The sequence below is a fragment of the Corallococcus sicarius genome, from assembly GCF_003611735.1.
GTDB classification, from domain to species: Bacteria; Myxococcota; Myxococcia; order Myxococcales; family Myxococcaceae; genus Corallococcus; species Corallococcus sicarius.
Genome location: NZ_RAWG01000128.1, coordinates 1 through 25,348, shown reverse-complemented (window position 1 = coordinate 25,348; position 25,348 = coordinate 1). Strand labels below are relative to the sequence as shown.

The window sequence follows — 25,348 nt, the reverse complement described above, 5'->3', positions numbered from 1 at the left end:
GTGTCAGTTGGTGGCGGGGCTGTCGCCGTTGGCCCAGGGCTGGGAGGAGACGCGCACGACGCCCTGGCAGCGGGCGCACACCCGCCCCTCGCTGTCGAGGAGCCGGGCGGACGCGAAGACGGTGGACGGCCCGCCGTGGTCGACGGTGGCCTCCACCTGGAGGCTGTCGCCGGTGGCAGGGCGCTCGAAGCTCATGGACAGCTGGATGGTGGCGCAGCGCTTCGTGGGGTCCCTGAGCGCCGGGGTGCAGCCGATGGCCAGGTCGAAGAGGGCCGCGAGGATGCCGCCGTTGACGGCGGAGGTGCCCAGGCCGCCCCGGTGCTCGGGCTTCACCTCGGGCAGGGCCACCACCACCTTGCGGCCCTCCGGGAAGGACATCCGGGCGCCGAAGTGGCGCAGGGTGAGGCTCTGGTTGAAGCCCTCCGCGAAGCGGTCGAGCTGGGCCTGGGAGGGAGGCGTCGAAGGGGTGTCGGACATGGGGGGCTCCCCGCTTTATACCGCGTGCTCCTGCCTGTCCCGGGGGCGGGCGGCCCGGCGTGCGCCACGGACGGCGGAAGACCCCACAATGGCGGGCGAAAGACGTTAGAAGGCGGGGTTCTTCCCTGCGTGGAAACCCCCGTGAACACCCACGAATCCGCCCTCCTCGAAGACCTCAACCCGCCCCAGGCGGAAGCCGTGCTCCACGGCGACGGCCCGCTGCTCGTCCTGTCGGGCGCCGGCAGCGGCAAGACGCGCGTCATCACCCGCCGGGTCGCACACCTGGTGAAGGTGCGCCGCGTCTTCCCCTGGCGCATCCTGGCCGTGACGTTCACCAACAAGGCCGCGCGCGAGATGCGCGAGCGCCTCATCGCGCTCCTGGGCGCGCAGGCCAACGATCTGGTGGTGAGCACGTTCCACTCGGCCGCGGCGATGATCCTCCGCCGCGAGGCGGAGCACGTGGGGCTCACGCGCTCGTTCGTCATCTACGACGACAGCGACCAGATGAGCCTCGTCAAGCGCGCCATGCGCGACGCGGGCGTGGATCCGGTGATGCAGCCGCGGGAGATCCTCCACCGCATCGACCAGGAGAAGAACGCCGCGCGCCTGCCGGACGACATGCGCGTGGAGAACGACGACGTGCGCGGCGCCATCGTGCAGCGCGTGTACCGCGTCTACCAGCGGCTCCTGCGCGCGGCGAACGCGGTGGACTTCGGGGACCTGCTGCTCTTGCTCGTGAAGCTCTTCCGCGACCAGCCGGACGTGCTGTCGCGCTACCGCACGCGCTTCACGCACGTGCTGGTGGACGAGTTCCAGGACACCAACCCCGTGCAGTACGCGCTCCTGCGGCAGCTGGCCCCGCCGCCGTCCGCGAACCTGGTGGTGGTGGGGGACGACGACCAGTCCATCTACCGCTGGCGCGGCGCGGACGTGGACAACATCCTGAACTTCCCCCTGCAGTACCCGGGCGCGAAGGTGGTGAAGCTGGAGCAGAACTACCGCTCCGACCAGAACATCCTCACCGCCGCGCACGAGGTGATCTCGAAGAACTCGCGCCGCATGGCGAAGAAGCTCTGGAGCGAGCGGCCCAAGGGCGAAAACCTGGAGCTGATGCTCCACCGCGACGAGCGGGCGGAGGCGCAGGAGGTGGCCCGCCGCATCCTCGCCCTCCAGCGCGAGGGCTTCATCAAGTTCTCCAGCATGGCGGTGTTCTACCGGACCAACGCGCAGAGCCGCGTGCTGGAAGAGGCGCTCCGGCTCGGGCGCGTGCCGTACACGCTGGTGAGCGGGCGCAGCTTCTACGACCGCGCGGAGGTGCGCGACGCGTCCGCGTACCTGCGCCTGATGGTGAACCCACGCTCGGACGCGGACCTGCTGCGCGTGCTCAACGTGCCGGCGCGCGGCATCGGTGACACCACCGAGGAGCGGCTGACGGACTTCGCGAACGAGCAGGGGCTGAGCCTCTACGAGGCCCTCGGCGAGCGCCAGCGCATCCCCGCCCTCAACGCCGCGGCGCAGAAGCGGCTGGGCGGCTTCCACCAGCTGCTGGTGTCGCTGCACGCCTTCGCCCAGACGGCGAAGGACGCGGCGGGCGCGGTGGACCAGATGCTCAAGGAGACGAAGCTCGTGGAGACGCTCGTCGCGGATGGCAGCGACGAGGCGCTCACCCGGGCGGAGAACCTCCGCGAGTTGCTGGGCGCGGCGCAGGAGTTCGACCTGAAGCGCGCCTCCGACGCCGTGGCCTCGGCGATGGCGGCCGAGGCGCGCGAGGAGGAGGCTCCAGAGGGCGTGGACTCCGCACCCCTCACCGCGGACGTGCCGCCGCTGCAGGCCTTCCTGGAGCAGATCAGCCTGGTGGGCGAAGCGGACGCGGAGGTGCGCGAGGGCCGCGTGGCGCTGATGACGCTGCACGCGGCCAAGGGCCTGGAGTTCGACGCCGTGTTCCTCACCGGGATGGAGGACAGCGTCTTCCCGCACTCGCGCGCGCTCAAGAGCGAGGAGCCGGACGGCGGCGAGGAGATGGCCGAGGAACGCCGCCTCTGCTACGTGGGCTTCACCCGCGCGCGCAAGCGGCTCTTCGTGAGCCTGGCGCAGTGCCGCTCCCTCTTCGGCGAGCTCAAGTACAACCCGCCCAGCCGCTTCCTCGCGGACGTGCCGCAGGCGCTCTTCGGCTTCAAGGAGAACGACCTGCCCGCGCCGCCGCGCCCCGCCGCCATGGCCCCGCGCCGCCGCGCGTGGGACGACGACGAGACGGGCCCTCGCGTGGACCGCAGCTACTCCCAGGCGTCGTCCGACATGGAGGCTGTCAGCGGAGACGTGCGCGGCATGCGCGTGCGCCACGAGCAGTTCGGCTCCGGCCGCATCGTCGCCACGGATGGCAGCGGCCCCAACGCCAAGGTGACGGTGGAGTTCGGCGGCGATGTAGGTCTCAAGCGGGTCATCGCTCGCTTCCTTATTCCCGGTTGAGGCTGTTTTAATCCGGTGGAGACATCTGTTTTCAGTCTCAGTGTGACGTCACGCCTGTCTGGCCGGTGTACGGATTGACAACAAGTCGACTCCTCATTGGGATGAGCCCCAACGAATGGAGGCGACTGCGTGATGGCGCGAAGACGACGATGGTGGAGTCCCGCGCTGCTGGCGGCCTCCGTGGCACTGCTGGGCGGCTGTGAAGGGCAGATCCTCGACGCGGCGAAGCCGGGCGGTCCCGGGCCGGGCGGCGGCCCGGGGGGCACGAACAACCCACCGGCGACGGTGGAGCAGCCGGCGCGCTCGGTGCGGGTCGCGCGGCTGACGCATCCCCAGTGGGTGAGCAGTGTGCAGGAGCTGTTGCGGCTGGCCTCGCCGCCCACGGCCCTGGCGCAGACGTTCCGCGCGGATCCGTCCCAGAGCGGCTTCCTCTTCGACAACGACGCCCGCTCCCTGTCGGTGGACGAGGCGCTGTGGGGCGCCTACCAGCGCGCGGCGGCGGACCTCGCGGGCCAGGTGGCCACGGACGCGACGAAGCTGGGCAAGCTGCTGCCTCCCGGCACCAACACCGACGAGGCGCGCGCCAAGGCGTTCGTGGAGTCCTTCGGGCTGCGCGCGCACCGCCGGCCGCTGACGGCCGCCGAGGTGGAGGCGTACCTCGTCCTGTACCGCAAGGGCCCCGCGGCGTACGCGACCATGGCCCCGTTCCAGGCGGGCCTGCGGCTGGTGCTGGAGGGGTTCCTCCAGTCGCCCCTCTTCCTCTACCGCGTGGAGCGCAGCACCCAGGCGGCGGACGGCAAGGTGCCGCTCGATGCCTACGAGGTGGCGTCGCGGCTGAGCTACGCGCTCTGGGACTCCATGCCGGACGACGCGCTCTTCACCGCCGCCCGCGAAGGGGCGCTGACGAAGCGCGAGGGCGTGGCGGAGCAGGCGCGGCGGATGATGAAGGACGCGCGGGCGCGCGACGTGGTGGGGGCCTACCACCAGGTCATCTTCGACGTGCCCCGCTACGCCAGCATCCGGCCGTCCACCACGCGCTTCCCCACCGTCACGGCGAAGCTGTCCGCGTCCGCGGCGAAGGAGAACGCGCTCTTCGTGGACTCCGTCGTCTTCAAGCGCGAGGGGCGGTTCCAGGACCTGCTCACGTCGCGCGACACCTTCGTGGACGACGAGCTGGCGCGCGTCTACGGCCTCAGCGGCACGTTCACCGCGGACTTCGTGCCGGTGACGCTGGACGCCACGCAGCGCCGGGGCGTGCTCACGCAGGTGGGCTTCCTCGCGTCGCACGCGACGTCGGTGGACCCGGACCCCATCCACCGCGGCGTGTTCCTGTCGGAGCACCTGCTGTGCCAGAAGATTGGCGCGCCGCCGGCCAACATCCCGGCGCTGCCCGCGCCCAACGGCCGCACCAACCGGGAGGTCGTCACGTCCCACACGGAGGCGCCCGGTTCGGTGTGCGCGTCCTGCCACTCGACGCTCATCAACCCGCTGGGCTTCCCCTTCGAGAAGTTCGACGCGGTGGGCGGCTTCCGCACGACGGACAACGGGCACCCGGTGGATGCCACGTCGTCGCCGGGCATCGGCGGGCAGCGGGTCGCCGTGAAGGACGCGCTGGACCTGTCGGACGTGCTGGCGGATTCGCAGGCGGTGCACGAGTGCTACGCGCGCCACTGGGTGGAGTTCCTGAGCGGGCGCCCGGCGGCCACGGAGGACACGGCCCTGGTGTCGCGGCTGGGGAAGCTGTCGCAGGCGGGGCAATTGTCCATCGTGGACCTGGTCGTCGAAGTCGTCACGGGCGTGGGCTTCGTGAACCGCCACCTGGAGGAGCTGCCGTGAAACTGAGCCGTCGACGCGTGTTGCAGGGCCTGGGCGGGGCCATCCTGGGACTGCCGGTGCTGGAGGGGCTGATGCCCCGCAGGGTCGAGGCCGCGGAGCCCGGGGCGCTGCCCTTCGCCATCTTCCTGCGCCAGGCGGATGGCGTGGCCGCCGCGCAGAACACCCAGGAGCTGGGCCTGGAGCCGGAGCGCTTCTGGCCGGAGCCCCTGGGCGCCCTCACCACGACGACGCTCGCGGGCAAGTCGCTGGTGGAATTGGCGGACCACCGCGCGCGCCTGCTGGTGGTGCGCAACGTCAACATGCGGGACTACAACTACGGCGACGGCCACGCGCGAGGCGCCCTGCAGTGCCTCACCGCGCGCGGCCCCACCGTGGAGGGCGTGGGCGGCGACTCCGAGGCGTCCGGCGAGTCGCTGGACCACCGCATCGGCCGGGAGCTGAACCCCCAGAAGCGCGACTCGCTCTTCCTCTACGCGGGGCAGGGCGGCGGCTGGCTGGGCGGCCCGTGCATCTCCTACCGGGGCAGCGCCTCGCGCCGGGCCGCGCTGCACGACCCGTGGGTGGCCTACCAGACGATGGTGGGCGGCCCCGGTGGCCTCACGCCGGAGGCCCGCGAGGCGCTCCTGGTGCGCCAGCGCAGCATCAACGACCTGGTGTCCGGACAGCTCAAGGCGCTCCAGTCGCGGCCGGAGCTGAGCAGCACCGACCACCAGCGCCTGGACCTGCACCTGTCCAACGTGCGCGACCTGGAGGTCGCGTTGAGCTGCCGCGCGCGGGCGGACGAGGAGCTGCGGCTGCAGCAGCAGGCGCCTGGCTACAACAGCACGGACGGCGACGAGGTGCTGGCCACGGTGCGGCTGCACATGGACATCGCGGTGCTCGCGGTGGCGTGCGGCACCACGCGCTCGGTGGCCATCCAGGTGGGCAACGGCAACGACAGCGCCACGCGCTACCGGGACCCGACGACGGGGCAGTTGATGGAGAACTACCACTTCATCTCCCACCGCCGGCTGTCGCACGACGCCGCGGGCGGCGTCATCGCCGGGTCGGACCTGCTGCACTCGCGCGTGGACGCGCAGTTCGCCAAGACCTTCAACTACCTGTTGGACCGGCTGGCGGCCTACGTCCTGCCCGATGGCAAGAAGCTGGTGGACCAGGGCGTGTCCGTCTGGTTCAACGACCTGGGCAGCGGGCCCTCGCACTCGGCGCGCAACGTCCCCTTCATCCTCGCGGGGAGCTGCAATGGCTATTTCAAGCAGGGGGTGGCGGTGACGGCCTCCGGCGGCGGCAACCCCAACCACAACAAGCTGCTCAACACCATTGGCAGCGCGGTGGGCGTGCGCAACGCGGCGGGCGGGCCCCTGGATGACTTCGGCGACCCCTCGCACCCCAAGGGCCTGCTGCCGGAATTGCTGGCCTGATTCGCTGGCCTGATTCGAATTGACCCGAAAGGCCTCCGCCCTTCCTCCCTGGTGGCTGAACAGAGGAGGAAGGGATGTTCCGAGCAATCCAGAAGGTCCTCGCCGCATCGCTGGCCGTGGTCTCCCTGCTGTCCGCCAGCGTGGCGGCGGCGCACGGCTCCATGGAAGTACCCCTCAGCCGCGTCTATGCCTGCTTCAAGGAAGGGCCGGAGACTCCCAGGTCGGCCGCCTGCAAGGCGTTGATCCAGGCCGGTGGGACGCAGGCGCTGTACGACTGGAACGGCGTCCGGCAGGGCGCCGCCAACGGGCGCCACCGCGAAATCATCCCCGACGGCAAGCTGTGCAGCGCCGCCAATGAGAGCCACCGGGGGCTGGACCTGGCGCGCACGGACTGGCCCTCCACGCTCATCACCCCGGACGCCACCGGCCGCTTCGAGTTCGTCTTCCACGCCACCGCGGTGCACGCCACGGGCTACTTCCAGCTCTTCGTGACGAAGGCGGGCTACAACCCGGCGCTGCCCCTCAAGTGGTCGGACCTGGAGGCGACGCCCTTCTGCAACGTCACCAACGTCTCCGCGACGAACAACCGCTACCGGCTCCAGTGTCCCTTCCCGGCGGGTCGCTCAGGCGCGCACGTCATCTATGCCATCTGGCAGCGCGCCGACAGCCCGGAGGCCTTCTACGCCTGCACGGACGTGAAGTTCAGCGACACGCAGCCCCCGCCGGTGGTGTGGAAGGAATTGGGCCAGGTGCAGGCCCGCGAGGACCTGGCCAAGGGCAGCAAGGTGACGTTCCGCCTCTTCGACAGCGCGGGCCGCGACGCGGAGTCCCACCCCCTGCTGCTCGACGCGGCCACCCCGGCGGCCACGTGGATCCACCGGCTGGCGCAGCAGGTGAACGCCACCTCCAGCCGCGTGCAGGTGGGCGTGCTCCAGACGACGGGCACCGTCACCCCCGTCCAGGACGCGCTGGCCAACCGCGTGTACGCGAAGGAGACGGGCTACACGTTCCAGGTCGACCTGGAGAAGCCGGCCCCCGGTGGCGGCTCGGATGGCGGGACGGGCGAAACGGCGCAGTACAAGTACCCGGCCGGCCTCTCCAGCTACACCGCCGGCACGCTGGTGGAGGGCACGGACGCGCACCTGTATCGCTGCAAGCCCTTCCCGTACTCCGGCTGGTGCCAGGGGGCGGCGTCGCACTACGCGCCGGGCACGGGCATGGCCTGGACGGATGCGTGGGAGTTCGTCCGCTAGGGAGACGCGGTTTCACCGACGGCGGTGATCCGCTCCAGGGGCACCGTGAGGACTTCATCGCGGGACGTCACGTCCCGGGTGACCTCACGGTGGTCCTTCGTCGACACCTCCACGGTGAAGGGCAGTGGGGGCACGGCCTCCACCTCGAAGAGGCCGTTCCTGAACGTGGGGCGCCGGACGTCGGCCCGCCCGTGGACGCCCGGCCGGGCTCCGGTGCGCCAGAACGCCACGAAGGGCTTGTCCGCTTCGGTGAGGGGCTCCCCGGTCTCCCGGTCCTGGAGGCGCAGCCGCAGCGTCCAGTGGTTTTCGAGCGTCAGGGTGCCCAGGTCCAGGTCGACGCCTTCCTCCGTCGTCACGGCCCGGCGCAAGGCAGGGAACCCCTCCGCCTGCACCGTGAGCGTCCGGGTGCCAGAGCCCTTCACGGGGCAGTCGAAGAAGCCGTCGGGAGCGTCCACCGCCGCCCCGGCGGACGCGCGGTTCGAGAGGCTTATCCTGAAGGCGGTGACCGGCTTGCCCGTTGGATCCACGACCCGGCCCTTCAGGTGCCCATCCTTCGCGAACACCAGGCGGACCTGCTGCGCGTGCGCGTCCACCCACAGCTCATCCTCCTCCTCGGACGTCCCTCCCTGGGAGCGCTCCGGACGGAAGGTGTAGCCCGGCATGTCCGTGGTCAGCGCGTAGCGGGGGGACACCAGGTGGCGCAGGGTGAAGCGGCCATCCGGGCCTGAACGCGCCCCCGCGGAGACTCCAGGGGGCTCCTCCCGGTGGCGCCACGGAGGGTCGTCCACGTCGGGCGTGGTGGCCAGGATCCTCACCTCCGCGAGCGGAAGGCCGGCCGTGTCCACCGCCATCCCGGAGAGGGTGCGGCCCTCTTCCAGGCGCAGGGACACGTCCACGTGTTCGCGCCCCGTGATTTCGATGGGGCGGGAGACGCGCTCGTCGGTCCAGTCCCGGAAGACGGTCGCCTCCAGGACGTAGCGGCCGGGCCGGATGCCCTGGAGGAGGAAGCGACCCGCAGCGTCCGTGGTCGCGGAGCGCCGCAGCTCCTCGCGCTTGTCGCCACCCCGGGCGTCCCCCAGGTTCAGCGTGGCCCCGCGCACCGGCAGCCCCTGCGCGTCCGTCACGCTGCCCGACACGGAGGCGCCCCGGTCCAGCACCAGCCGCAGCGACGTGGCGGGCACCCGGACCGCCAGCGGCCCGAAGACGAAGGACGGGTCCTCGGTGAACACGAAGCCGGGCCCTGGCTCTGGGGGGTCCAGGACGAAGTGCCCTTCGGCATCCGACAGCTGGGTGTCCTCGTGCAGACTTTCGCTCCAATCCTCCTCGCCGCTGCGGAACTGCAGCGCGATGCCGGCGAGCGGAGTGCCCTGCTCGTCGACGACGATGCCTTCGGCGGAGGCCGTGCGGACGAGGGTGAAGTCCAGCGGCCCCATGCCCTGTTGGAGCCTCTGGGCCGCGAGCTCCAGGTCCACGTGGCGCGCTGCCTCCACCTTGAACGTGTGGGGCCCGGAGCGCACGGGCCCCAGCCGGTAGCGACCCGTCACGCTCGTCACGGTGGTGGCCTCTGCGGAGGCGGGGCCGCCGTCCTCCCGGTACGTGAGGACCTTCGCGCCCGCGACGGGCTGTCCGCTGTCGCCGCGCACCGTGCCCTCCACGTACACGCCGGGCTCCAGCTGGAGCACCACGGCCTCCAGCGGGGGGGACACATTGAGCGTGGCGAATGCGTTCGCCTCCCGCGACGCGGCGGAGAGCTGGTGGGGGACGGCGGGCACGTCGTCGAAGGAGAAGTGGCCCGTCCCGTCGGACGTGGTGAGCTGCTCCGTCGCGAGCGGGGTGTCGCCATCGAGCAGGACGGTGACTCCCGGCGCGGGGCTTCCATCCACCGCCACCACGCGGCCCGCGATGCGGGTCGGGCGGGTGAGCCTCACGGGCTTGAGCGCTCTCAAGGGGTTGGCTTCCGGGATGAACCGGGAGGACCAACCCTTCGAGGCGACGAAGACCGAATAGGCGGTCCTGGGCAGCGGCCCCACGCTGAAGCCGCCCTGGGCATCGGTGTGCGTGTCGAAGAAGCGGGTGTGCTCGCGGTGGATCACCGTCACCTGGGCTTCGGGGATGGGCGTCTTGCCGTCCTCTTGCGTGACGGTCCCTTCAATGAAGCCCCCTTCCTGCAGGTCCAGCACCACGTCAGCCCCGCCGACCGGGACGTGGGCCTGCATCGCCACGCCTTCGTCCCCCAGGGCCCAGAGCGTGACGCTGCCTTCGGGCAGCCCCTCCAGCACGAAGCGCCCATCCGCGCCGGTCGCCACCTCCGCGAACACGTCGGCTTCGCCCAGCCGTGCGCTCACGAGCTCCACCCTCATGCGCCGGTACTCGAACCCGCAGTCCTTGAGCGCGACGGGGAGGCCCTCCTGGTCGGGTTCGACGCCGGGACAGGGCAGCTCCGACAGTGTCCGCCAGGGCTCCGTGCGCGAAGCGGAGACGCGCGCGCTCGCGGCGAGGCCCCGGGTATCCCGCACGAGCCCCGTGATGCGCCCACTCCCGGAGGGACGCGGCGGGGTCGTGAGCATCGCGGCGCGGGCCTCCGACGTCACGGGGGCGGACGCGGTGACGGGGGCGCTCGCAGGCTCCGGGGACGGGCTGTCCCAGAGGAAGAAGGTCAGGAGCGCGGCGACGGCCAACGCTCCCAAAGTCAGCCACCACCCCGCGCGCCTGCGTGTTCGTTCCCCCATGGGCGGCAAGGATAGCCCATGCCGCGCTGTCTGCGCGCGAGCGGACTCCACACACCGGTGCGCCGTGCGTCAGCAGAAGTCCGTCCCCGTGTTTGTCGCGTGAGGAGGCCCGCTGCTACAAGTCACGGTCCGTACTCAGAGGGGGATACATTCATGAAGTGGCGTTTCGCATCTGTGCTCGTCGTGCTCGGCCTCGTGGCGTGTGGAGATTCCACGGACGGCCCCGGGGAAGCGCTGGCTGAAACGGGGGACGGCGCCACGTCCACTCCCACTCCCACTCCCACGCCCATGCGTCCCGACGTCAGCCCCCAGGACCTCGCGGTGCTTCGCGCCCGGGAAGCACCGCGCTCGGCGCGGGCGCTCGCGGAGGTGGAGCGCCGCTTCGCCTCGCGGACGCCGGGCCTGTCGTTCCGGGTTCGCCGGGTCGACACCCAATCCCTGGGCGACACCCACGTCTGGATTCAGCAGGTCTTCCAGGGCACGCCCGTGACGGGACGGGATCTGGGCGTCATCGTCTTCGTGGACGACACGCTCCAGGTGCTCGGCGAGCCCGACACCTTCGAGGGCGTCGCGCCCGCGCGGCGGACCGCCACCGCCGGCCTGAAGCAGGCCAGGGCCCACGTCGCACGCAAGGGGCTCACGGTGGGCGACGTGGGCGAGGCGGTCCTGGAGCCCGTCTACGAGCGCCGCCTGCGCCCCGGCGCTTCCGGCGGGAATGCCGCGGACTATGAGACGGTGGTGGGGTTCGAGCGGGGCACCCGGGTGAAGGTCACCTCCGCGTTCGCTCCAGACGAGCCCCGCGAGCTGTTCGTCCGCGAGCGTGACGGCGCCGTGCTGGAGCGGGCCTTCCCGCCCTCCGGCATGGCGAAGGCCTCGCTGCGCAGCGCGTTCGCGGGCAACGTCCTCCTGCCCACGTACCAGAGCGCGAGGGCCTTCTTCCACCTCCAGAGCGAGCGGTACGACTCCGTCTCCGCCGCCACCCAGCGCGATGGAACCGTGGCGTTCGACTACACGAGCAAGAGCAACATCTGGGGCGACAACCTGCTCTACGCCTTCCAGGGCCCCAATACCGCCAACGGGCAGACCGCGGCGGCGGACGCGTACATCTCCATCTACGGCACCCACCGGATGTTCTCCGACGTGTACCTCCGGAATGGTTGGGACGGCCAGGGCGGGCCCATCCACGCCTATGTCCACGCCCCTCAGGGCAATGCCAACCCCGCGGGCAATGGCGTCATCGTGCTCGGGTACGTGCCCGACGGGAAGGGGCTCTCGAACGTCCCGCTGACCGACATCGAGACGGTGGCCCACGAGGTCGGCCACATGGCCTTCGAGCAGATGACCGGGGTCATCAGCGGCCCCACCGGCGAGATGGGGGGACTGGATGAGGGGACGGCGGACATCTTCGGTCTGGTCGCCGGCTTCTACCTGCCCGACGCGCTCGCGCTCGCGGCAGCTCCGTGCAACGCCCTGACGTGCAGCGGCGGAGGGCCCCGCAAGCCCATCACCGTGCGGGGGGATTGGACGTTCGGGAACTGGGGGGACGCCCGCTACGGCCGCTCGTTCATCGACCCGTTCATGTACCCCGCCTGGGCGCCGGGCATCGACACCGCGCCCTCGCACTACGCCGCGGGACCGCTGGCGCGGATGTTCTACTTCCTCAGCGTCGGCGTGCTCCCGGCAGGTCAGGCTCCGGCCCCCGGTCTGCTGAATCCGCAGCGGGAGAGCGCCTTCCTCCCCAGGGGCCTCACCGGCCTTGGCATCAACGCGACGAACTGGATCTGGTACCACACGCTCAGCGGCATCTACTTCTCGCGCATCAACAACTATCACACGACCCGGGAGATGATGCTCGAGGCGACGATGACGCTCTATCAGCGCGTGCCGCACACCCCCGAGTACAAGGCGGTGGAGGATGCCTGGGCGGCGGTGAACGTCGGACCGCCCGCGGACCGCACGCCTCCCGCCGTGTCCATCACCACCGAGCAGAAGAGCCCGACCGAGGCCCTCGTCACGGTCGACGTGAGCGACGCCAACGGGCTGGAGACCGGAACGGTGGTCCTCTCCTCCGCCGTCACCGGCACCTCGGTGCACACCCAGGCCTGCACCGGCCACTGCGCCATCACCCTCAACCCGAAGCACTATGGGACGCACACCCTTCACACCGTGAGCGTCACCGCGAAGGACACCCGCGGGAACGAGGTGAGCAGGCTCGTCTACTTCCCGCTCGACGTCGCGAAGCCGAATGTCACCATCACCTCGAACACGGCGACGCCCTGGTTCACGAACGTGCCTCAGCAGAACCTGAAGTTCAGCGGCAACGACGCCTATGGCATCCAGTCGGCGCGGGTGCTCCTGAACGGGGCGGAGGTGGTCGCTCAGTCGTGGAGCAGTCCCTTCCCCCCCACCTTCAGCTTCGACAGCGTGCTCGTGGATGTCAGCAACGCTTCGGAGGGAATCCACACGCTGAGGTTCGAAGCGGTCGACCGGTTCGGGAACACCTGGGCGAACTGGTACGAGCTGGTGGTGGACCGCACGCCTCCGGAGCTCTGCTCGCTGGCGGTGACGGTGGACCCGGCGAACAACGGGAAGGTCTACCTGACGCTCTCCGGGCGTGACGACGGCGCGGGGCTGTCGAACCTCGCCCTCCACCACACGACGGGCGGGCTGCTGCGCGGCGACACCACCGATGTGGGGGGCGGCGTCCCGCGCAGCCTGAGCCACACCGCCACCCTCGCGCCGGGGACGTACCTCTTCTTTGGCGTCTGCATGGACCAGCGCTCCAACGTCGTGCGGACGCCGTACCAAACCGTCACGCTGGTGGGCTCGTGCAACACCATGTCCACCGCGGGGGGCGCGCAGGTGGATGAGCGGACGTTCCAGCTGGGCAAGGCGTCGGGGACGGTGACGCTCAGCTACCACACCTACACCGTGCATGACCGCCTCAAGGTCTACTCCGGCACGACCCTGGTGGCCGATACCGGCTGCGCCTCCACGGGCGACCCGTCGGTCCTCCGGAATCTGACGTTCTCGTACTCGGGGACGTCGGGGCAGCTGAAGGTGCGCGTGGAGCCGAACTGCAACCCCGTCACGGCGCAGCCCACCACGGAGTGGGCGTACTCGCTGAGCTGCCCCTGACGCGGTGGCAGGGGCGCTGGTGGGCTTCCGGGGACGGGCTTCCCCAACGGTGGGAGAGCCCAGGCCCTGCTCTCAGCGGGCGAGGGGCGTCCACACCGGGCGCACGTCGCGGGACAGCGTGCTATCGGCGGGCACGTCCAGCTCCTCCCGGTGGACCCCATCCCCCGCGCGGCTCACGGCGAGGAGTGTGTAGTGGCCCGCGGGGACGCGGCTGAAGCGCAGCGACAGGCCGGTCCACTCCGCCTGGGGGTGTTGTCGTGAGATCAGGAAGTCGAACGCCTTGCTGCTTCCGGGGGCAGGCACCTGTCCCGGGAGCAGGAGGGCGGTGTGGACGTCCTCCGTCATCCGCAGCGTCACGGTGGTGCCGGTGCCCAGGGCTTCGAACGTGAGGGGGACCTCTCCGCGGGAGGGGATCCGCACGGACTGCGGTGGGAAGCGGAGGTCGCTGCTGTCGTTCGACGCAAAGGCCATGACCGTGTAGAGGCCCGGGGGAAGGGCCCGGATGTCGAAGGCTCCCGTGTCATCGGTCCGGTGCTCCACCCGCGTGCCGTCGGTGCCCAGGAAGACAAGGTCCGCGGGAGCAGGGCGTCCCTGCGTGTCCCGGACGTGGCCCGTCACCCGGGCGCCTGGCTCCAACTGGGCCGTGAAGGTCTCCTCCTCCGCGCCCACCGTCCTGCGCAGCGGCAGGTACAGGGGGGCGTCCAGTTCGAGCACGAACGCCGTGGTGGGCAGGTGCTCCAGGAGCAGGGTCCCATCCGGCGTGGGCCTGCTCCGGTGCAGGTCCGGGTGGGGTGGGCCGTCCAGGGCGCCCTCCGCGCGGATCCGATAGCTGACGGCCACCGTGAGCGTCGCTCCCGTGTGGATGCGCAGGCGGCCGCTGTACGGGACGCCCGTCACGGCATCGCGCAGGAGCACCCGCACGGTCCTGCCCCGCTTGAGCGTGAGCGTTCCCAGGTCCAGGTCGTCTTCACCGTCCACGGTGAGCGTGCGCTCCAGCGGCGCGAAGCCCTCGGCTTCCACCCGCAACCGCCAGTCACCGGTCTTCTCCACCCTCAGCTCGAAGGTGCCGTCCGGCGTGCGGGGTTGCTCGTCGTTCACCTCGAAGGACTCGAGCGCCGCGCCTCCTTCCGCGACCACCCGGCCCCGGGCGTACTGCATGCGCCGCATCACCAGCTGGACCTCGCTGGCATGGCTTTCCACCGTCAGGGACTCCGCACGCTCCGGGGTGCCTCCCTGGGAGCGGGCCGCATCGAACTGGTGGCCCGTCAGGCTCGCCGTGAGCACGTAGCGGGGGGCGCTCAGGTGTCGCAGGGTGAAGCGGCCCTCTTCATCGGTGAGGACGCCCTCCGGAGCCTCCTCGTCGTAGCTGTCGTAGCGGTCGACGTCCGGGTCCGGCTCCCGCTCCCGGTAGCGGGGCGAGTGCCCCTGGGGAACCGAGGCCCGGACGGCGACCCCCGCGAGCGGCTGGCCCCGGGTGTTCACGACGCGCCCCCGCAGGGTCTTGCCCTCCTCCAGCCGCAGCGAGACCTCCGGGACCTCCTCTTCCGTCACGTCGACGGGGCGCGAGGCGTGCTGATCCACGGCCCGGGTCCGCAGCAGGGCCTCCACCACGTAGCCACCGGGCCTCACGCCCCGGAGCGTGACCCGGCCCTGCTCGTCCGTGACGCCCGTGCGCTCAGCGACGCCCCGCTCCTCCCGCTTCCAGAGCGTCACCGTGACGTCGTGCAGCGGCGCTCCCGCGGCGCCCAGGACGGTGACGGACACGCGGGCGCCCCGGTGCAGCACCAGCCGCACCTCCCGCGACGGAATGTCCACCGCGAGCCTCCCGTCGAGGAAGGACGGGTCGAAGACCTGGAGCCACCCGGGCCCTGTGTATCCGGTCTCCACGACGAAGCGCCCCGCCGCGTCGGAGCGACCGGTCCTCATGATGCGGTGGCCGGGCCGCACGCGGTCCGACGGAGCGTCTTCCCGCAACCAGACCGTCATCCCGGCGACCGGCTGGCCTTCGTCATCCACGAGGAGGCCTTCCACGGAGAAGGCGCGCTTCAGGGTGAAGTCGAGCGGCTCCGTGTCCGGGTGGAAGGGGTGCAGGGTCGCCTCCGTGTCCAGGTATTGCGCGGCCGAGGCCCGGAAGAAGAGGGTCGTCGAGGGCAGGGGGCCCAAGCGGTAGTGCCCGGTCGCGTCCGTGAGCGCATGGCCGTGTTCGGAGTACCCCTGGGGACCCATGCGGCTTGCGTGGACCCGCGCGCCCGCGAGCGCCTTCCCGGCGTCGTCGCGCACGGTGCCTTCCAGGAACCCGCCGGGCTCGAGCGTGAGCACCAGGTCCTCGCGGGGCGCGCTCTCCACGAAGGCGAAGGCGTCATGGGCCGCGGTCTCGGCGAAGAGTTCATTCTCCCGGGAGCCCGCCGCCATGAGGGAGAAGCGCCCCTGGGCGTCCGTGGTGGTGATGCGCACGGCGGGTTCCAGGTGGGGGGTGGACAACACGACCTGGACCCCCGGCGCGGGCGTGCCCCGCGCGGACACGACCCGGCCCGCGTAGCGCGCAAGGCGCTGGAGGACGAACACCTCGGACTCCAGCGAGCGGGCCAGTTGGGAGAGGCGCGGCATCCTGCCGTCGGCGGTGATGAGAAGGGCGTAGTCGGCCCGGGGAAGCGGTCCGATGCGGAAGTGCCCGCGGGCGTCGGTGACGGCGTCGAAGAAGCGCGTGTGCTGGTGCGAGAAGACGGTGACCCGGGCGCCTGCGATGGGCGCATCCTCGGGGTCCGCGTCCGTGACGAGGCCCTCGAAGACGTGTCCGTCCTCCAGGCTCAGCACCACGTCCCGGCTTCCCGCCCTCACGTCGGGACGCATCGCCGCGCCCTCTTCTCCCAGCGCCCAGAGGGTGACAACGCCCTCTGGAAGCCCGTCGAGCACGAAGGTGCCGTCCGCGTCGGTGGTCGTCTCCGCGAGGATTCGCGCTTCACCCTCGCGAGCGCTCACCGCGTCCAGCAGCTCCGTGTGGGCCTGCGTCCAGCAGCCCTTGAACAGCCGCGCCGGGGGAGCGCCTGGAGCCTCGACGTTGTCCTCGGAAGGCGGGCAGGAGCGCTCCGACAGCGTCTCCTCCGGTTCCACCCGCGACGCGGACACGCGCACGCCCGCGACGGGACCCTGTGCATCCCGGGCGACGCCGGTGATGCGCAGCCGCCCATCCGGTACGGGTGTGGCGGGTGTCGTGCCCCTCGCGACGTGCGCGCCCGACTTCGTGGGGGCGGTGGCCTTCGTGGGCCTGGAGGTCCGGCTTCCCCAGAGGAAGAGGGTCAGGAGCGCGGCGACGGCCAACGCTCCCAATGCCAGCCACCACCGCGCGCGCTTGCGTGTTCTTTCCCCCATGCGCGGAAAGGATAGCCCAGGCCCCGCTCTCAGCGGGCGAGGGGAGTCCACACCGGGCGCACGTCGCGGGACAGCGTGCCTTGAGCGGGCACGTCCAATTCCTCCCGGTGGATGCGGTCCTCCGCGCGGCTCACGGCCTGGACCGTGTAGTGGCCCGCCGGGACACGACGGAACTTCATCGAAAGGCCGGCCCATCTCCCCCCTGGGTGTTGCAGGGGCTCCAGGTCATTGAAGGCTTTGGCATTGCCAGGCGTGGGCACCTGCCCTGGCAGCAGGAAGACGGTGCCGACGTCTTCCGTCATTCCCAGCGTGAGGACAGTGCCGGGGCCCAGGGCGTCGAACGTGAGGGTGATTTCACCGCTCTGCGGAATGTGCACGGTCCTGGGAGGGAACACGACCTCAGGGGGAGCTTCGAACGGATAGACGTTCACCGTGTAGAGCCCCGGGCGCAGGGCGCGGAAGCTGAATGCTCCCGGGTCGGGAGTGCGATCGTCGACGGTGCCGTCGGAGTGGATGAAGAGGATCCTCGCCTCGATGGGCCTGCCCTGATCATCCCGGACATGCCCCTTCACCCGGGCCCCTTTCTCCAGTGGGACCGTGACGGCTTCCTCCTCCGCGCCCACCACCCTGCGCAGGGGAAGGAAGGAAGGGGCATCCAGTTCGAGCGTGAACGCCGTGGTGGGCAGGTGCTCCAGGAGCAGGGTCCCGTCCTGCTTTGGCACGCCCCGGACTTCCCTGGCGGAGGAGCGTCCTCCGTCCAGGTCTCCTTCCGCACGGATGCGATAGCTGACGGTCACCGTGGCCAGCTCTCCCGTGTCGGCGCGCACGCGTCCGTTGAACAGCGCGCCCGTTTCGGCGTCGCGCAGGAGTACCCGCACCGTCCGGCCTCGCTTCAGCGTGAGGACGCCCAGGTCCACGTCGGTGTCCTCCGGCGTGAGGGTGCGCTCCAGGGGCGCGAAGCCCCGGGCGCTCAATCGCAACCGCCAGGGCCGGGTGTCTTCCACCGTCAGGTCGAAGCTTCCATCCGGAGTGCGGGACTTCTGTCCGTTCACCTCGAAGTCCTCGAGCGGCCCGCCCCCTTCCGCGACCGCCCGGCCCCGGACGTGCGGATTGCGCCGCATCACCAGCCGGACCTCGCTGACGTCCTCGCCCACCAGCAGGGAGTCGCTGGCATGGGGGGAGCCTCCCTGGGAGCGGGAGAGATCGAAGGTGTACTCCTCTCGCCACGCCGTGAGTGAGTAGCGGGGGGCGCTCAGGTGTCGCAGGGTGAACCGGCCCTCCGCGTCGGTGAGGACGCCATCCGGGCGTCCGTCCCCGCAGTTGGCGGAACGGGCGCGATAGCGCGGCACGTCCATGTAGGGGAGGGAGGCCCCGATGGCGACGCCGGGAAGGGGCTGGCCCCGGGCGTCCACGACGACGCCCCGCAGGGAGCGGCCTTCCTCCATTCGCAGCGAGACTTCCACGTCCCCGCTGTCGGTGATCTCCAGCGCTTGTGAGACGTCCTGCTCCAGGGACTGCGCCTGGAGCGAGGCCTCCACCACGTAGGTGCCGGGCTTCACGCCCTGGAGCGTGACCCGGCCCTGTTCGTCCGTGGCGCCCGAACGCTCGGACTCGCCCCACTCCTTGCCCTTCCAGAGCTGCACGAAGAGGCCCTGCATGGGCGCTCCCGCCGCGCTCAGGACGGTGACGGACACGCGGGCACCCCGTTGCAGCACCATGCGCACCTCGCGCGACGGGAGGTCCACCGCGAGCTGCTGGGGGATGAAGGCTTCGTCATCGACCGTGAGCACTCCAGGTCCCGCGGTTTCGGCATCCAGGACGAAGTGCCCGGACGCGTCCGTGCGGGTGGTGTCCACGAGCGGCCTGAGGCGGAACAGCGACCCCTCGTTCAACCCGACCTTTCGCCCTGGGAGCGGCGCTCCCTCGGCATCGACGAGGAGGCCCTCCACGGAGACGGCGCGCCGCAGGGTGAAGTCGAGCGGCTCCCGGTTCGTGTCGAGCGGGTGCCGGAGCGGCTGCACGTCGACGTAGTGCGCGGCCTTGACCTCGACCCAATGTGCCAGCGGGGGCAGGGGGCCCAGTCGGTAGTGCCCCTTCGCGTCCGTGACGGCCCGACCCTGCTCCGATGGGCCACCTTCATCCCAGGGCTGCGCGTCCACCTGTGCCCCCAGGACGGGCCTCCCGGCGTCGTCGCGCACGGTGCCTTCCAGGAACACGCCGGGCTGGAGCGTGAGCACCAGATTGTCCCTGGGGAGGGTCTTGAGTTCGACGAAGGCGTCATGCTCGGCGGTCTCGGCGAAGAGAATGCCCTGATTGGGATTCGCCGTGGTGAGGATGGAGAAGCGTCCCTGGGCGTCCGTGGTGGTGAGCTGGAACGCGTGGTTGCGGTGATACGAATGCAGGTGGACCCGGATCCCGGGCACGGGTGTGCCTGCCCTGGACACCACCTGCCCCGCGAAGCGCGCAGGCCGCAGGAGCGTCAGCTCTTCGGACCCGAGTGCATGGGCGCGTTGGAAGAGAAGCGGGCCCCGGTCCTCGGCCGTGATGAGCGCCGCGTAGTAGGCCCGGGGAAGGGGCCCGATGCGGAAGCGCCCCGAGGCATCGGTGGAGGCGGTGAAGAAGCGCGTGTGCTCGTGGGAGAACACGGTGACCCGGGCGCCCGGGAAGGGCTGATCTGCTGAAGCTCCGTCCTTGACGACTCCCTCGAAGACGAGCCCGTCCTCCAGGGCGAGCACCACGTCCTGCTTCCCCGCCGTCACGCCGGGAAGCCTCCCCGCGCCCTGTTCGCTCAATCCCCAGAGGGTGACCGCGCCCTCCGGAAGCCCGTCGAGGACGAAGCTGCCATCCTCCCCGGTGGTCGTCTCCGCGAGGACGCGCGCCTCTCCCGTGAGGGCGCTCACCTCGGTGACCACCTCGTCGTAGGCCCGCGTCCAGCAGTCCTTCAGCCGGGCCGGCGGTGCGCCTGGAGCCTCAATGCTGTCCTCGGAAGGAGGGCAGGAGCGCTCCGACAGCGTCTCCTCGGGCTCCACGCGCGACGCGGACACGCGCACGCCCGCGACGGGACCCTGTGCATCCCGCGCGACGCCCGTGATGCGCAGGCTTCCGTCCGGGACGGGCATGGCGCGCGTCGTGGCGCCGGTCCTGGCGGACGTCGCCGCGGCGGTGGAGGCCTTCCGCGCCGCCCGGTTCGAAGATGCTCCGCGCTCACGCAGGTAGAGCGCCAGGAGCAGCCCGACGATGACGGCCACGCCCATCCACGCCTTGCTGCGGATCCCCTGACGCATGCGCGGCCTCCCAGGTGCCTGGACCCAGGATAGCCGCGAACCGGGTGCTCCCGCGCACCGGCCCGTGAATCAGGGGGTCGCGTAGCCCACGGCGCGGGCTTCCACTCCGGCGGGTGGGGGCTGCTTCCGGAAGGTCACCCAGCCCTCCCGCTTCGAATGCCGGGGCACGAATGCGAGCACGAGTTCCACCTCTTCTCCGGAAGGAGCCTCTCCACGCAGCGTCACGCGCACGTGGACCTCCTCGGCCGCCGTGTCGCCGCGGTTCTCCACCGTGACGGGCACGCGCCAGTCCTGCGCGCCGCGCACCGGCGTTCCCACCGTGACGGCCAGGTCCGGGGGGCCGCTGTCTGTTCTCCACGCATCCACCGCGAGGTAGCCCAGCACCAGCGCCACGAGCACGCAGCTCGACGCGAAGACGACGCCCTCCAGCCAGTTCCAACGCGTCTTCATGATTGGATGAGCAGCCTTCCCGCGGACGCACCCAGCGTCGACGCCAGTCCCAGCACCACCACCTGCGCCACGCAGATGCCCAGGCCGTTGCCCGCGAACCGGCCGAAGAACCACAGCACGAGCGCGCTCGAAATCAGCGCCAGCGCATACGTCACCACCGTCCCGGCCAGCACGTCCCGGCGCAGGCGGCGGCGCGTGAAGCGATGCGCCCGCGTGAAGTCGCTCTGGAAGAGGATGAGCCCGCCCAGCAGCATCGACAGCATCGCCAGTCCCAGCAGGTGCCAGGGCGAGGTCTCCGTGGCGATCACGACGATCTCCTCCGTGGGCGCCACGTTGGCGGCGAACAGCACGGCGCCGCAGAACGCGATGACGAGCTGTCCGGGGACGTGGTCCGCGGAGTCCAGGCGGCGCCGGTCCTCCTCGGGATCCTCCTCGCGGTGCTGTCCGCCCAACTGCGCGGTGCCCACCGACACGCCAATGGCCACCGTGCCCGCCTCCACCACCACCATGCCCACCGCCTCCTGCAGCGACGTGTCCCGGCCGATGCGGCCGATGAGCACGAGCACGATGACGGACACGACGAGCCCCAGGCCCAGCTCCTCCAGCGAGTCCGTGAACACGTCGAACCCGTTCACGTCCCGGCGGAAGCCGCCGTAGCGGTTGTAGCCGAGCAGCAGCACGTACGTGCCCACGAGGTAGCCGAGCACGCTCGCGGGATGGGAGGTGAAGCCCGCCCACCAGACCTCCATCGTGTAGAGCAGCGGGAGGCTGAAGAGCAGCCCGCCCGCGATGCCCCGGCCGTACTCGCGCAGGGAGTCCGACACCGGACGGAGGCGCGGCGCGGTGGCGGAAGGGGGGGCGGCCATGCAGGCGACAGTCTAGGGTCGCTTCGCGGCGAGGGAAGTCCCCCCGTCGGTGCGCCGGGCGTTCACTCGCCGAAGTCCTGCGACCGCCGTCCGTCGCCAGAAGAGGCGCCTCCGCTACAGTCCACGGTGCCCATGAACGAGCGTCCTTCCCAGTACATCCTCACGCTGTCGTGCCCGGATCAGCGGGGCATCGTCCACGCCGTCTCCGGCTGGCTCGCGGAGCATGGTTGCAACATCCTCGACAGCGGTCAGTACGGAGATCCGCAGACGCGGCTGTTCTTCATGCGCGTGCACTTCGCGGACGAGGTGTCCAAGACGGACCCGGAGGCGCTGCGCGAGGCGTTCGCGCTCCTCGCGTCGCGCTTCTCCATGGAGTGGCACCTGCACGACGCGGCGGTGAAGCCCCGGGTGCTGCTGCTCGTCTCCAAGATTGGCCACTGCCTGAACGACCTGCTGTATCGCTACCGCAGCGGCTTCCTGCCGGTGGAGATCCCGGCCATCGTGTCCAACCACCGGGACTTCTACCAACTGGCGGCGTCGCACGACATCCCGTTCCACCACCTGCCGGTGACGCCGGAGAACAAGCCGCAGCAGGAGGCCCGCCTGCTGGAGCTGGTGCGCGAGCAGCGCGTGGACCTGGTGGTGCTCGCCCGGTACATGCAGGTCCTCTCCGCGGAGACGTGCGACGCGCTCCGGGGGCGGCTCATCAACATCCACCACTCGTTCCTGCCCAGCTTCAAGGGCGCGCGGCCCTACCAGCAGGCGTATGACCGGGGCGTGAAGTTGATTGGCGCGACGGCCCACTTCGTCACGGGCGACCTGGACGAGGGGCCCATCATCGAGCAGGACGTGGAGCGCGTGGACCACACGCTCTCGCCCGAGGCGCTGACAGCGATGGGCCGGGACGTGGAGAGCGTGGTGCTGGGCCGCGCGGTGACGTGGTTCGTGCAGCACCGCATCCTGCTCAACGGCCACAAGACCGTCGTCTTCCGCTGACGCCCGCGCGCTATGGCGCGGGACAGGCCGCGCCGGCGTCGAGCACGTCGGCGTCGTGGTGTACCTGCACGGCCCCGGACGCTTCCAGGCCGCGCACGAACAGCGCGCCGAACACCTCCGCGTTGCCGCTCAGGTTGAGCCGGGCCTGGGGCGCGTAGAGGTTGGCGGCGAGCAGGCCGTTCGCGGAGATGTCGAGGGGCTCCGTGCCCGCCACGTAGACGCGCACGCGCGAGGGCCGGGTGGCGGAGCCGAGCGTGAGCTGGCCGGACACGACGAAGGCGCCCGACAGGAACAGGTCCAGCTCTCCCGGCGGCGGCACGTCCACGGTGAGCGCTTCGAGCAGGTTCATGCCGCCCGGGATGAACAGCGCGGTGCGGCCCCGGATGCGCAGCGTCACCCGGCCGGGCCCTGCCACGCGCGTGAGCAGGAAGCGGCCGCAGGGCAGCTCCAGCACGCGCTCGCCGGTGACGTCCTCCAGGGTCGCCGCATCCAGGCCGATGGCCGCGTTGTCGTTGTCCACGGTGTGGCGGGCGATGAGCGCGCCCGGGTCGAAGCGGGACGCGTCGTCGCAGCCGCACGGGACGACGGGCGCCACGGGCTCACGGCGTAACTCAGCCGCCTGCGCGGGTCCAGGCGTGAACTCGGGTGGCACGGTGAGCACTCCGCCCACGGTGAGCGCCGCGAGCGTCACGTCGCCGCGAACCCGCGCGTCGCCTGCCACGGTGGCGGTCGCGGTGGGACCGGAGAGCGGACCGCTGCTGTCCAGGCCGCCGCCCACGGAGAGCGGACCCGCGAGCATGAGCCCCGCGCCGCCGACCTGGAGGCTGCCGCCCACCTGGACGCGGTTGTTCGCGGACAGCGTGCCATTCACGCCCACGTCGCCGCCCGCGCCACCGGGCGAGTACGGGCCCACGCTGCTCCGGAACGCATCCGTGAGGAAGGGCGCGCTGAAGGAGAGTCCTTCACAGGAGCACGCCGCGCGGCGGAACAAGGTCTCCGCCAGCCGGCCGCTGCACACGAGGGGACCCGCGGCGGGGTCGCCCAACAGCAGTGGTGGTCCACTGTCGGCGCAGTGCTCGGCCCAGTCGTCCGGGACGTTGCCCGCGTCAGGGCGGTGCAGCGTGGCCACCGGATCATTCACGGTGCACGCGGCGCCCAGCAGCATCAAGCCGGCGACGCGGATCCTCATGCGTCGCATCGGGACGGGAGGTGTCGCTGCGAAGTGGTGCATTCCACGAAGCTCCTCGTGGCGACGGCGCACAGTTCTGACTCCGGGACGCGAAGCTCCGTGAAGAGAAGGTGCCTGTCGCCTCCGATTCCGTGAGCCGCCAGGGCTCCGTCCGCCGCACTCCTCATCGCGGTGACAACTCCCGCAGCCTGCTCCGGGCCGTGGCGCTCAACGGTGAGTCGGGATGCAAGGCGATGAATGCGCCCAGCGCCCGGGCCTCCGCCGCCGTGTCCCCCAGCGCCCGGTACGCCTCGGCCTCTCCATGCCGTGCCTCCGGATCCAACATGCCGCCGGGCTGCGAGCGCTGCGCGTCCTGGAACTGGCGCAGCGCCCCACGCGCATCTCCCAGGTGCTCCAGCCGCAGCGACCCCGAGGCCACCCGCGCGACGTAGCCCGCCAGCGATGACGGCTCCGCGCGGATGACGCGCAGGTACAGCGCCTCCGCATCCTTCCACTTCCCCGCCGCGCGGAACCCGTTCGCCTGCCGCAGCAGGTCCTCCGGCTTCGACGACTCCCGCACGGTGATGGCCGGACGGGCAGGGCGGGGGTGTTCGATGACGAAGGGCTCGGACGGTGCCGGAGCGGGCAGGGGCACCGGCTCCAGCGTGGCGAGACGGGTCGGCTCGGGGACGTGCGGCGTCAGCACCGCCGGTGTCACGGAACTGGGAGCCGAGAAGCGCCACACGGCCGCCGCCGCCGCCCCGGTGAAGACGAGCGCCGCGCCCGCCATCAACCACACGGGAGGCCGCTTGCGCCGAGGCGAAGGAGGCGCGGGCGCCTCAGGCTGGAGCGCCGCATCCAGCGCCGCCTGCACGAGCGCGCTCGAACGCTTGCGGGACAGCCGCCGCGCCGGCCCCGGACCGTCATCGAGCGGCCGCAGCAGGTCCTCCAGCGGATCCCCGTCACCGTCCCCGGGAGGCAAGGGGCTCATCACGCGCCCCCTTCCGGCGCGTCACCGTCCGCGGCCAGCGCACGCAGCGCGGTGCGTCCCAGGCGCAGCCGGCTGCGCACGGTCTCGAAGGGGATGCCCAGCTCCGTGGAGATCTCCTGCACGCTCAATTCCAGCACGTGGTGCAACACCAACGCATGCCGCTGCTCCGTTGAAAGCCTGTCCAGCAGCGCCACCATGTGACGGCGATGCACGTACTCATCCGCTGGCGCTTCGTCGGACGGCACCGCCAGCAGCTCCACCGGATCCCCACTGTAGCGGGCCTCGCGCCCGCGCGAGCGCTTGAGCCACGCGAACGTGGTGCGCACCACCACCCGGTCCACCCAGCCGTGGAACCGCCCGTCGCCGCGATAGGTGGGCAGGCCCCGCACCAGGGCGATGAGGGACTCCTGCGAGATGTCCTCCACGTCCGAGTCCCCCCGCACCAGGTAGCGCACCAGATTGCGCACCCGGGGCAGCAGGTCCAGGAGCAGGGCCTCGGTTGCGTCGCGCTGGCCCCGCATGGCCGCCGCCAGCCGCGCGTCGTCCCCCGCACGGGGGACCACGGTCGCATGTGAGCCCGAGCTCCTCATGTCCGACAGGGAGGAGGCACGGGGCGGAATCGGGTCATCGGTGCTCACGGAAAAATCACCATCCCCACTCCCAGTCGGGGCCGCACGGACGCGCCGTCCTCCCGGAGCACGAACCCACCGTCCACGGCGTAGCCCAGCCGGGGCCGCCCCAGGAGCACCTCCCCGGACAGCACCGCCTCCAGCGCGAGCACCGGCCCCAGCCGCCACGCCACCCGCACCGCCGGCCCCACGACGAAGGCCACGAGCAGGCGCGACGGCGCGGGCTCCACCTCCGCGGCGAGCGCCTCCGTGCTCCGCCAGAACCCCGCCACACC

General features: G+C 71.3%; 15 protein-coding genes and 1 pseudogene. 6 read left to right on the top strand and 10 right to left on the bottom strand.

The annotated features are described in order from the left end of the window. Positions 1-3 precede the first annotated feature (3 nt). Positions 4-477, bottom strand: coding sequence for a PaaI family thioesterase (locus D7X12_RS20490; protein ID WP_120626966.1), 474 nt, complete (start codon positions 475-477; stop codon positions 4-6). A 141-nt stretch (positions 478-618) separates the two neighbouring features. Here D7X12_RS20490 and D7X12_RS20485 point away from each other — a divergent pair, with 141 nt between their 5' ends. From D7X12_RS20485 to D7X12_RS20470, 4 genes are all read left to right on the top strand, one after another. After that, positions 619-2,943, top strand: a complete 2,325-nt coding sequence (locus tag D7X12_RS20485) for an ATP-dependent helicase (protein WP_208719166.1) — start codon at positions 619-621, stop codon at positions 2,941-2,943. Positions 2,944-3,075: 132 nt separating this feature from the next. Continuing rightward, positions 3,076-4,779 (top strand): DUF1592 domain-containing protein, encoded by a 1,704-nt coding sequence (locus D7X12_RS20480; protein WP_120626964.1) that lies wholly within the window; start codon positions 3,076-3,078, stop codon positions 4,777-4,779. Continuing rightward, the gene (locus tag D7X12_RS20475; RefSeq protein ID WP_120626963.1) at positions 4,776-6,200 is read left to right on the top strand and encodes a DUF1552 domain-containing protein; all 1,425 of its coding nucleotides are present in this window, start codon (positions 4,776-4,778) and stop codon (positions 6,198-6,200) included. Before D7X12_RS20480 ends, D7X12_RS20475 begins: the two co-directional genes overlap by 4 nt. 74 nt (positions 6,201-6,274) lie before the next feature. Then, entirely contained in the window at positions 6,275-7,453 is a 1,179-nt protein-coding gene (locus tag D7X12_RS20470) for a lytic polysaccharide monooxygenase (RefSeq protein WP_120626962.1), read from the top strand. Here D7X12_RS20470 and D7X12_RS20465 read toward each other — a convergent pair. Further along, on the bottom strand, positions 7,450-10,140 hold the full coding sequence (locus D7X12_RS20465) for a carboxypeptidase regulatory-like domain-containing protein (protein WP_147443743.1): 2,691 nt from the start codon (positions 10,138-10,140) through the stop codon (positions 7,450-7,452). The genes D7X12_RS20470 and D7X12_RS20465 overlap by 4 nt on opposite strands. A 195-nt stretch (positions 10,141-10,335) precedes the next feature. On the opposite strand from D7X12_RS20465, the gene D7X12_RS20460 reads away from it, so the two are divergent. Continuing rightward, positions 10,336-13,320 (top strand): M4 family metallopeptidase, encoded by a 2,985-nt coding sequence (locus D7X12_RS20460; protein WP_158620085.1) that lies wholly within the window; start codon positions 10,336-10,338, stop codon positions 13,318-13,320. Between the two features lie 72 nt (positions 13,321-13,392). Here the strand turns inward: D7X12_RS20460 and D7X12_RS20455 are convergent, their stop codons facing one another. The 4 genes from D7X12_RS20455 to D7X12_RS20440 all read right to left on the bottom strand — a co-directional run bounded on the left by D7X12_RS20455 (position 13,393) and on the right by D7X12_RS20440 (position 21,289). Beyond that, positions 13,393-16,647, bottom strand: coding sequence for a carboxypeptidase regulatory-like domain-containing protein (locus tag D7X12_RS20455; RefSeq protein WP_158620084.1), 3,255 nt, complete (start codon positions 16,645-16,647; stop codon positions 13,393-13,395). Between the two features lie 71 nt (positions 16,648-16,718). Then, on the bottom strand, positions 16,719-19,973 hold the full coding sequence (locus D7X12_RS20450; protein ID WP_120626958.1) for a carboxypeptidase-like regulatory domain-containing protein: 3,255 nt from the start codon (positions 19,971-19,973) through the stop codon (positions 16,719-16,721). A 69-nt stretch (positions 19,974-20,042) separates the two neighbouring features. Next, the gene (locus D7X12_RS20445) at positions 20,043-20,423 is read right to left on the bottom strand and encodes a hypothetical protein (protein WP_120626957.1); all 381 of its coding nucleotides are present in this window, start codon (positions 20,421-20,423) and stop codon (positions 20,043-20,045) included. Continuing rightward, positions 20,420-21,289 (bottom strand): TIGR02587 family membrane protein, encoded by an 870-nt coding sequence (locus tag D7X12_RS20440; RefSeq protein ID WP_120626956.1) that lies wholly within the window; start codon positions 21,287-21,289, stop codon positions 20,420-20,422. The genes D7X12_RS20445 and D7X12_RS20440 overlap by 4 nt, the downstream gene beginning before the upstream one ends. 132 nt (positions 21,290-21,421) lie before the next feature. Here D7X12_RS20440 and purU point away from each other — a divergent pair, with 132 nt between their 5' ends. Further along, positions 21,422-22,285 (top strand): formyltetrahydrofolate deformylase, encoded by an 864-nt coding sequence (gene purU, locus D7X12_RS20435; RefSeq protein WP_120626955.1) that lies wholly within the window; start codon positions 21,422-21,424, stop codon positions 22,283-22,285. A gap of 10 nt (positions 22,286-22,295) precedes the next feature. On the opposite strand, the gene D7X12_RS20430 is transcribed toward purU, so the two are convergent. From D7X12_RS20430 to D7X12_RS42945, 4 genes and pseudogenes are all read right to left on the bottom strand, one after another. Beyond that, positions 22,296-23,474, bottom strand: a complete 1,179-nt coding sequence (locus D7X12_RS20430) for a DUF7305 domain-containing protein (RefSeq protein WP_120626968.1) — start codon at positions 23,472-23,474, stop codon at positions 22,296-22,298. Between the two features lie 163 nt (positions 23,475-23,637). After that, complete coding sequence (locus D7X12_RS20425) at positions 23,638-24,444, bottom strand: tetratricopeptide repeat protein (RefSeq protein ID WP_120626954.1); 807 nt, start codon at positions 24,442-24,444, stop codon at positions 23,638-23,640. Beyond that, positions 24,444-25,034, bottom strand: coding sequence for an RNA polymerase sigma factor (locus D7X12_RS20420; RefSeq protein WP_208719168.1), 591 nt, complete (start codon positions 25,032-25,034; stop codon positions 24,444-24,446). Before D7X12_RS20420 ends, D7X12_RS20425 begins: the two co-directional genes overlap by 1 nt. Before the next feature lie 44 nt (positions 25,035-25,078). Further along, positions 25,079-25,348: pseudogene (locus tag D7X12_RS42945) on the bottom strand (hypothetical protein); the annotation flags it as partial.

Bases quoted from the DNA above. Each gene is read 5' to 3' on its own strand.
- D7X12_RS20470 (WP_120626962.1), top strand. From the start codon at position 6,275: ATGTTCCGAGCAATCCAGAAGGTCCTCGCCGCATCGCTGGCCGTGGTC.
- D7X12_RS20450 (WP_120626958.1), bottom strand. From the start codon at position 19,973: ATGCGTCAGGGGATCCGCAGCAAGGCGTGGATGGGCGTGGCCGTCATC.
- D7X12_RS20445 (WP_120626957.1), bottom strand. From the start codon at position 20,423: ATGAAGACGCGTTGGAACTGGCTGGAGGGCGTCGTCTTCGCGTCGAGC.
- D7X12_RS20490 (WP_120626966.1), bottom strand. From the start codon at position 477: ATGTCCGACACCCCTTCGACGCCTCCCTCCCAGGCCCAGCTCGACCGC.
- D7X12_RS20430 (WP_120626968.1), bottom strand. From the start codon at position 23,474: ATGAGGATCCGCGTCGCCGGCTTGATGCTGCTGGGCGCCGCGTGCACC.
- purU (WP_120626955.1), top strand. From the start codon at position 21,422: ATGAACGAGCGTCCTTCCCAGTACATCCTCACGCTGTCGTGCCCGGAT.
- D7X12_RS20440 (WP_120626956.1), bottom strand. From the start codon at position 21,289: ATGGCCGCCCCCCCTTCCGCCACCGCGCCGCGCCTCCGTCCGGTGTCG.
- D7X12_RS20425 (WP_120626954.1), bottom strand. From the start codon at position 24,444: ATGAGCCCCTTGCCTCCCGGGGACGGTGACGGGGATCCGCTGGAGGAC.
- D7X12_RS20420 (WP_208719168.1), bottom strand. From the start codon at position 25,034: ATGAGGAGCTCGGGCTCACATGCGACCGTGGTCCCCCGTGCGGGGGAC.
- D7X12_RS20460 (WP_158620085.1), top strand. From the start codon at position 10,336: ATGAAGTGGCGTTTCGCATCTGTGCTCGTCGTGCTCGGCCTCGTGGCG.
- D7X12_RS20480 (WP_120626964.1), top strand. From the start codon at position 3,076: ATGGCGCGAAGACGACGATGGTGGAGTCCCGCGCTGCTGGCGGCCTCC.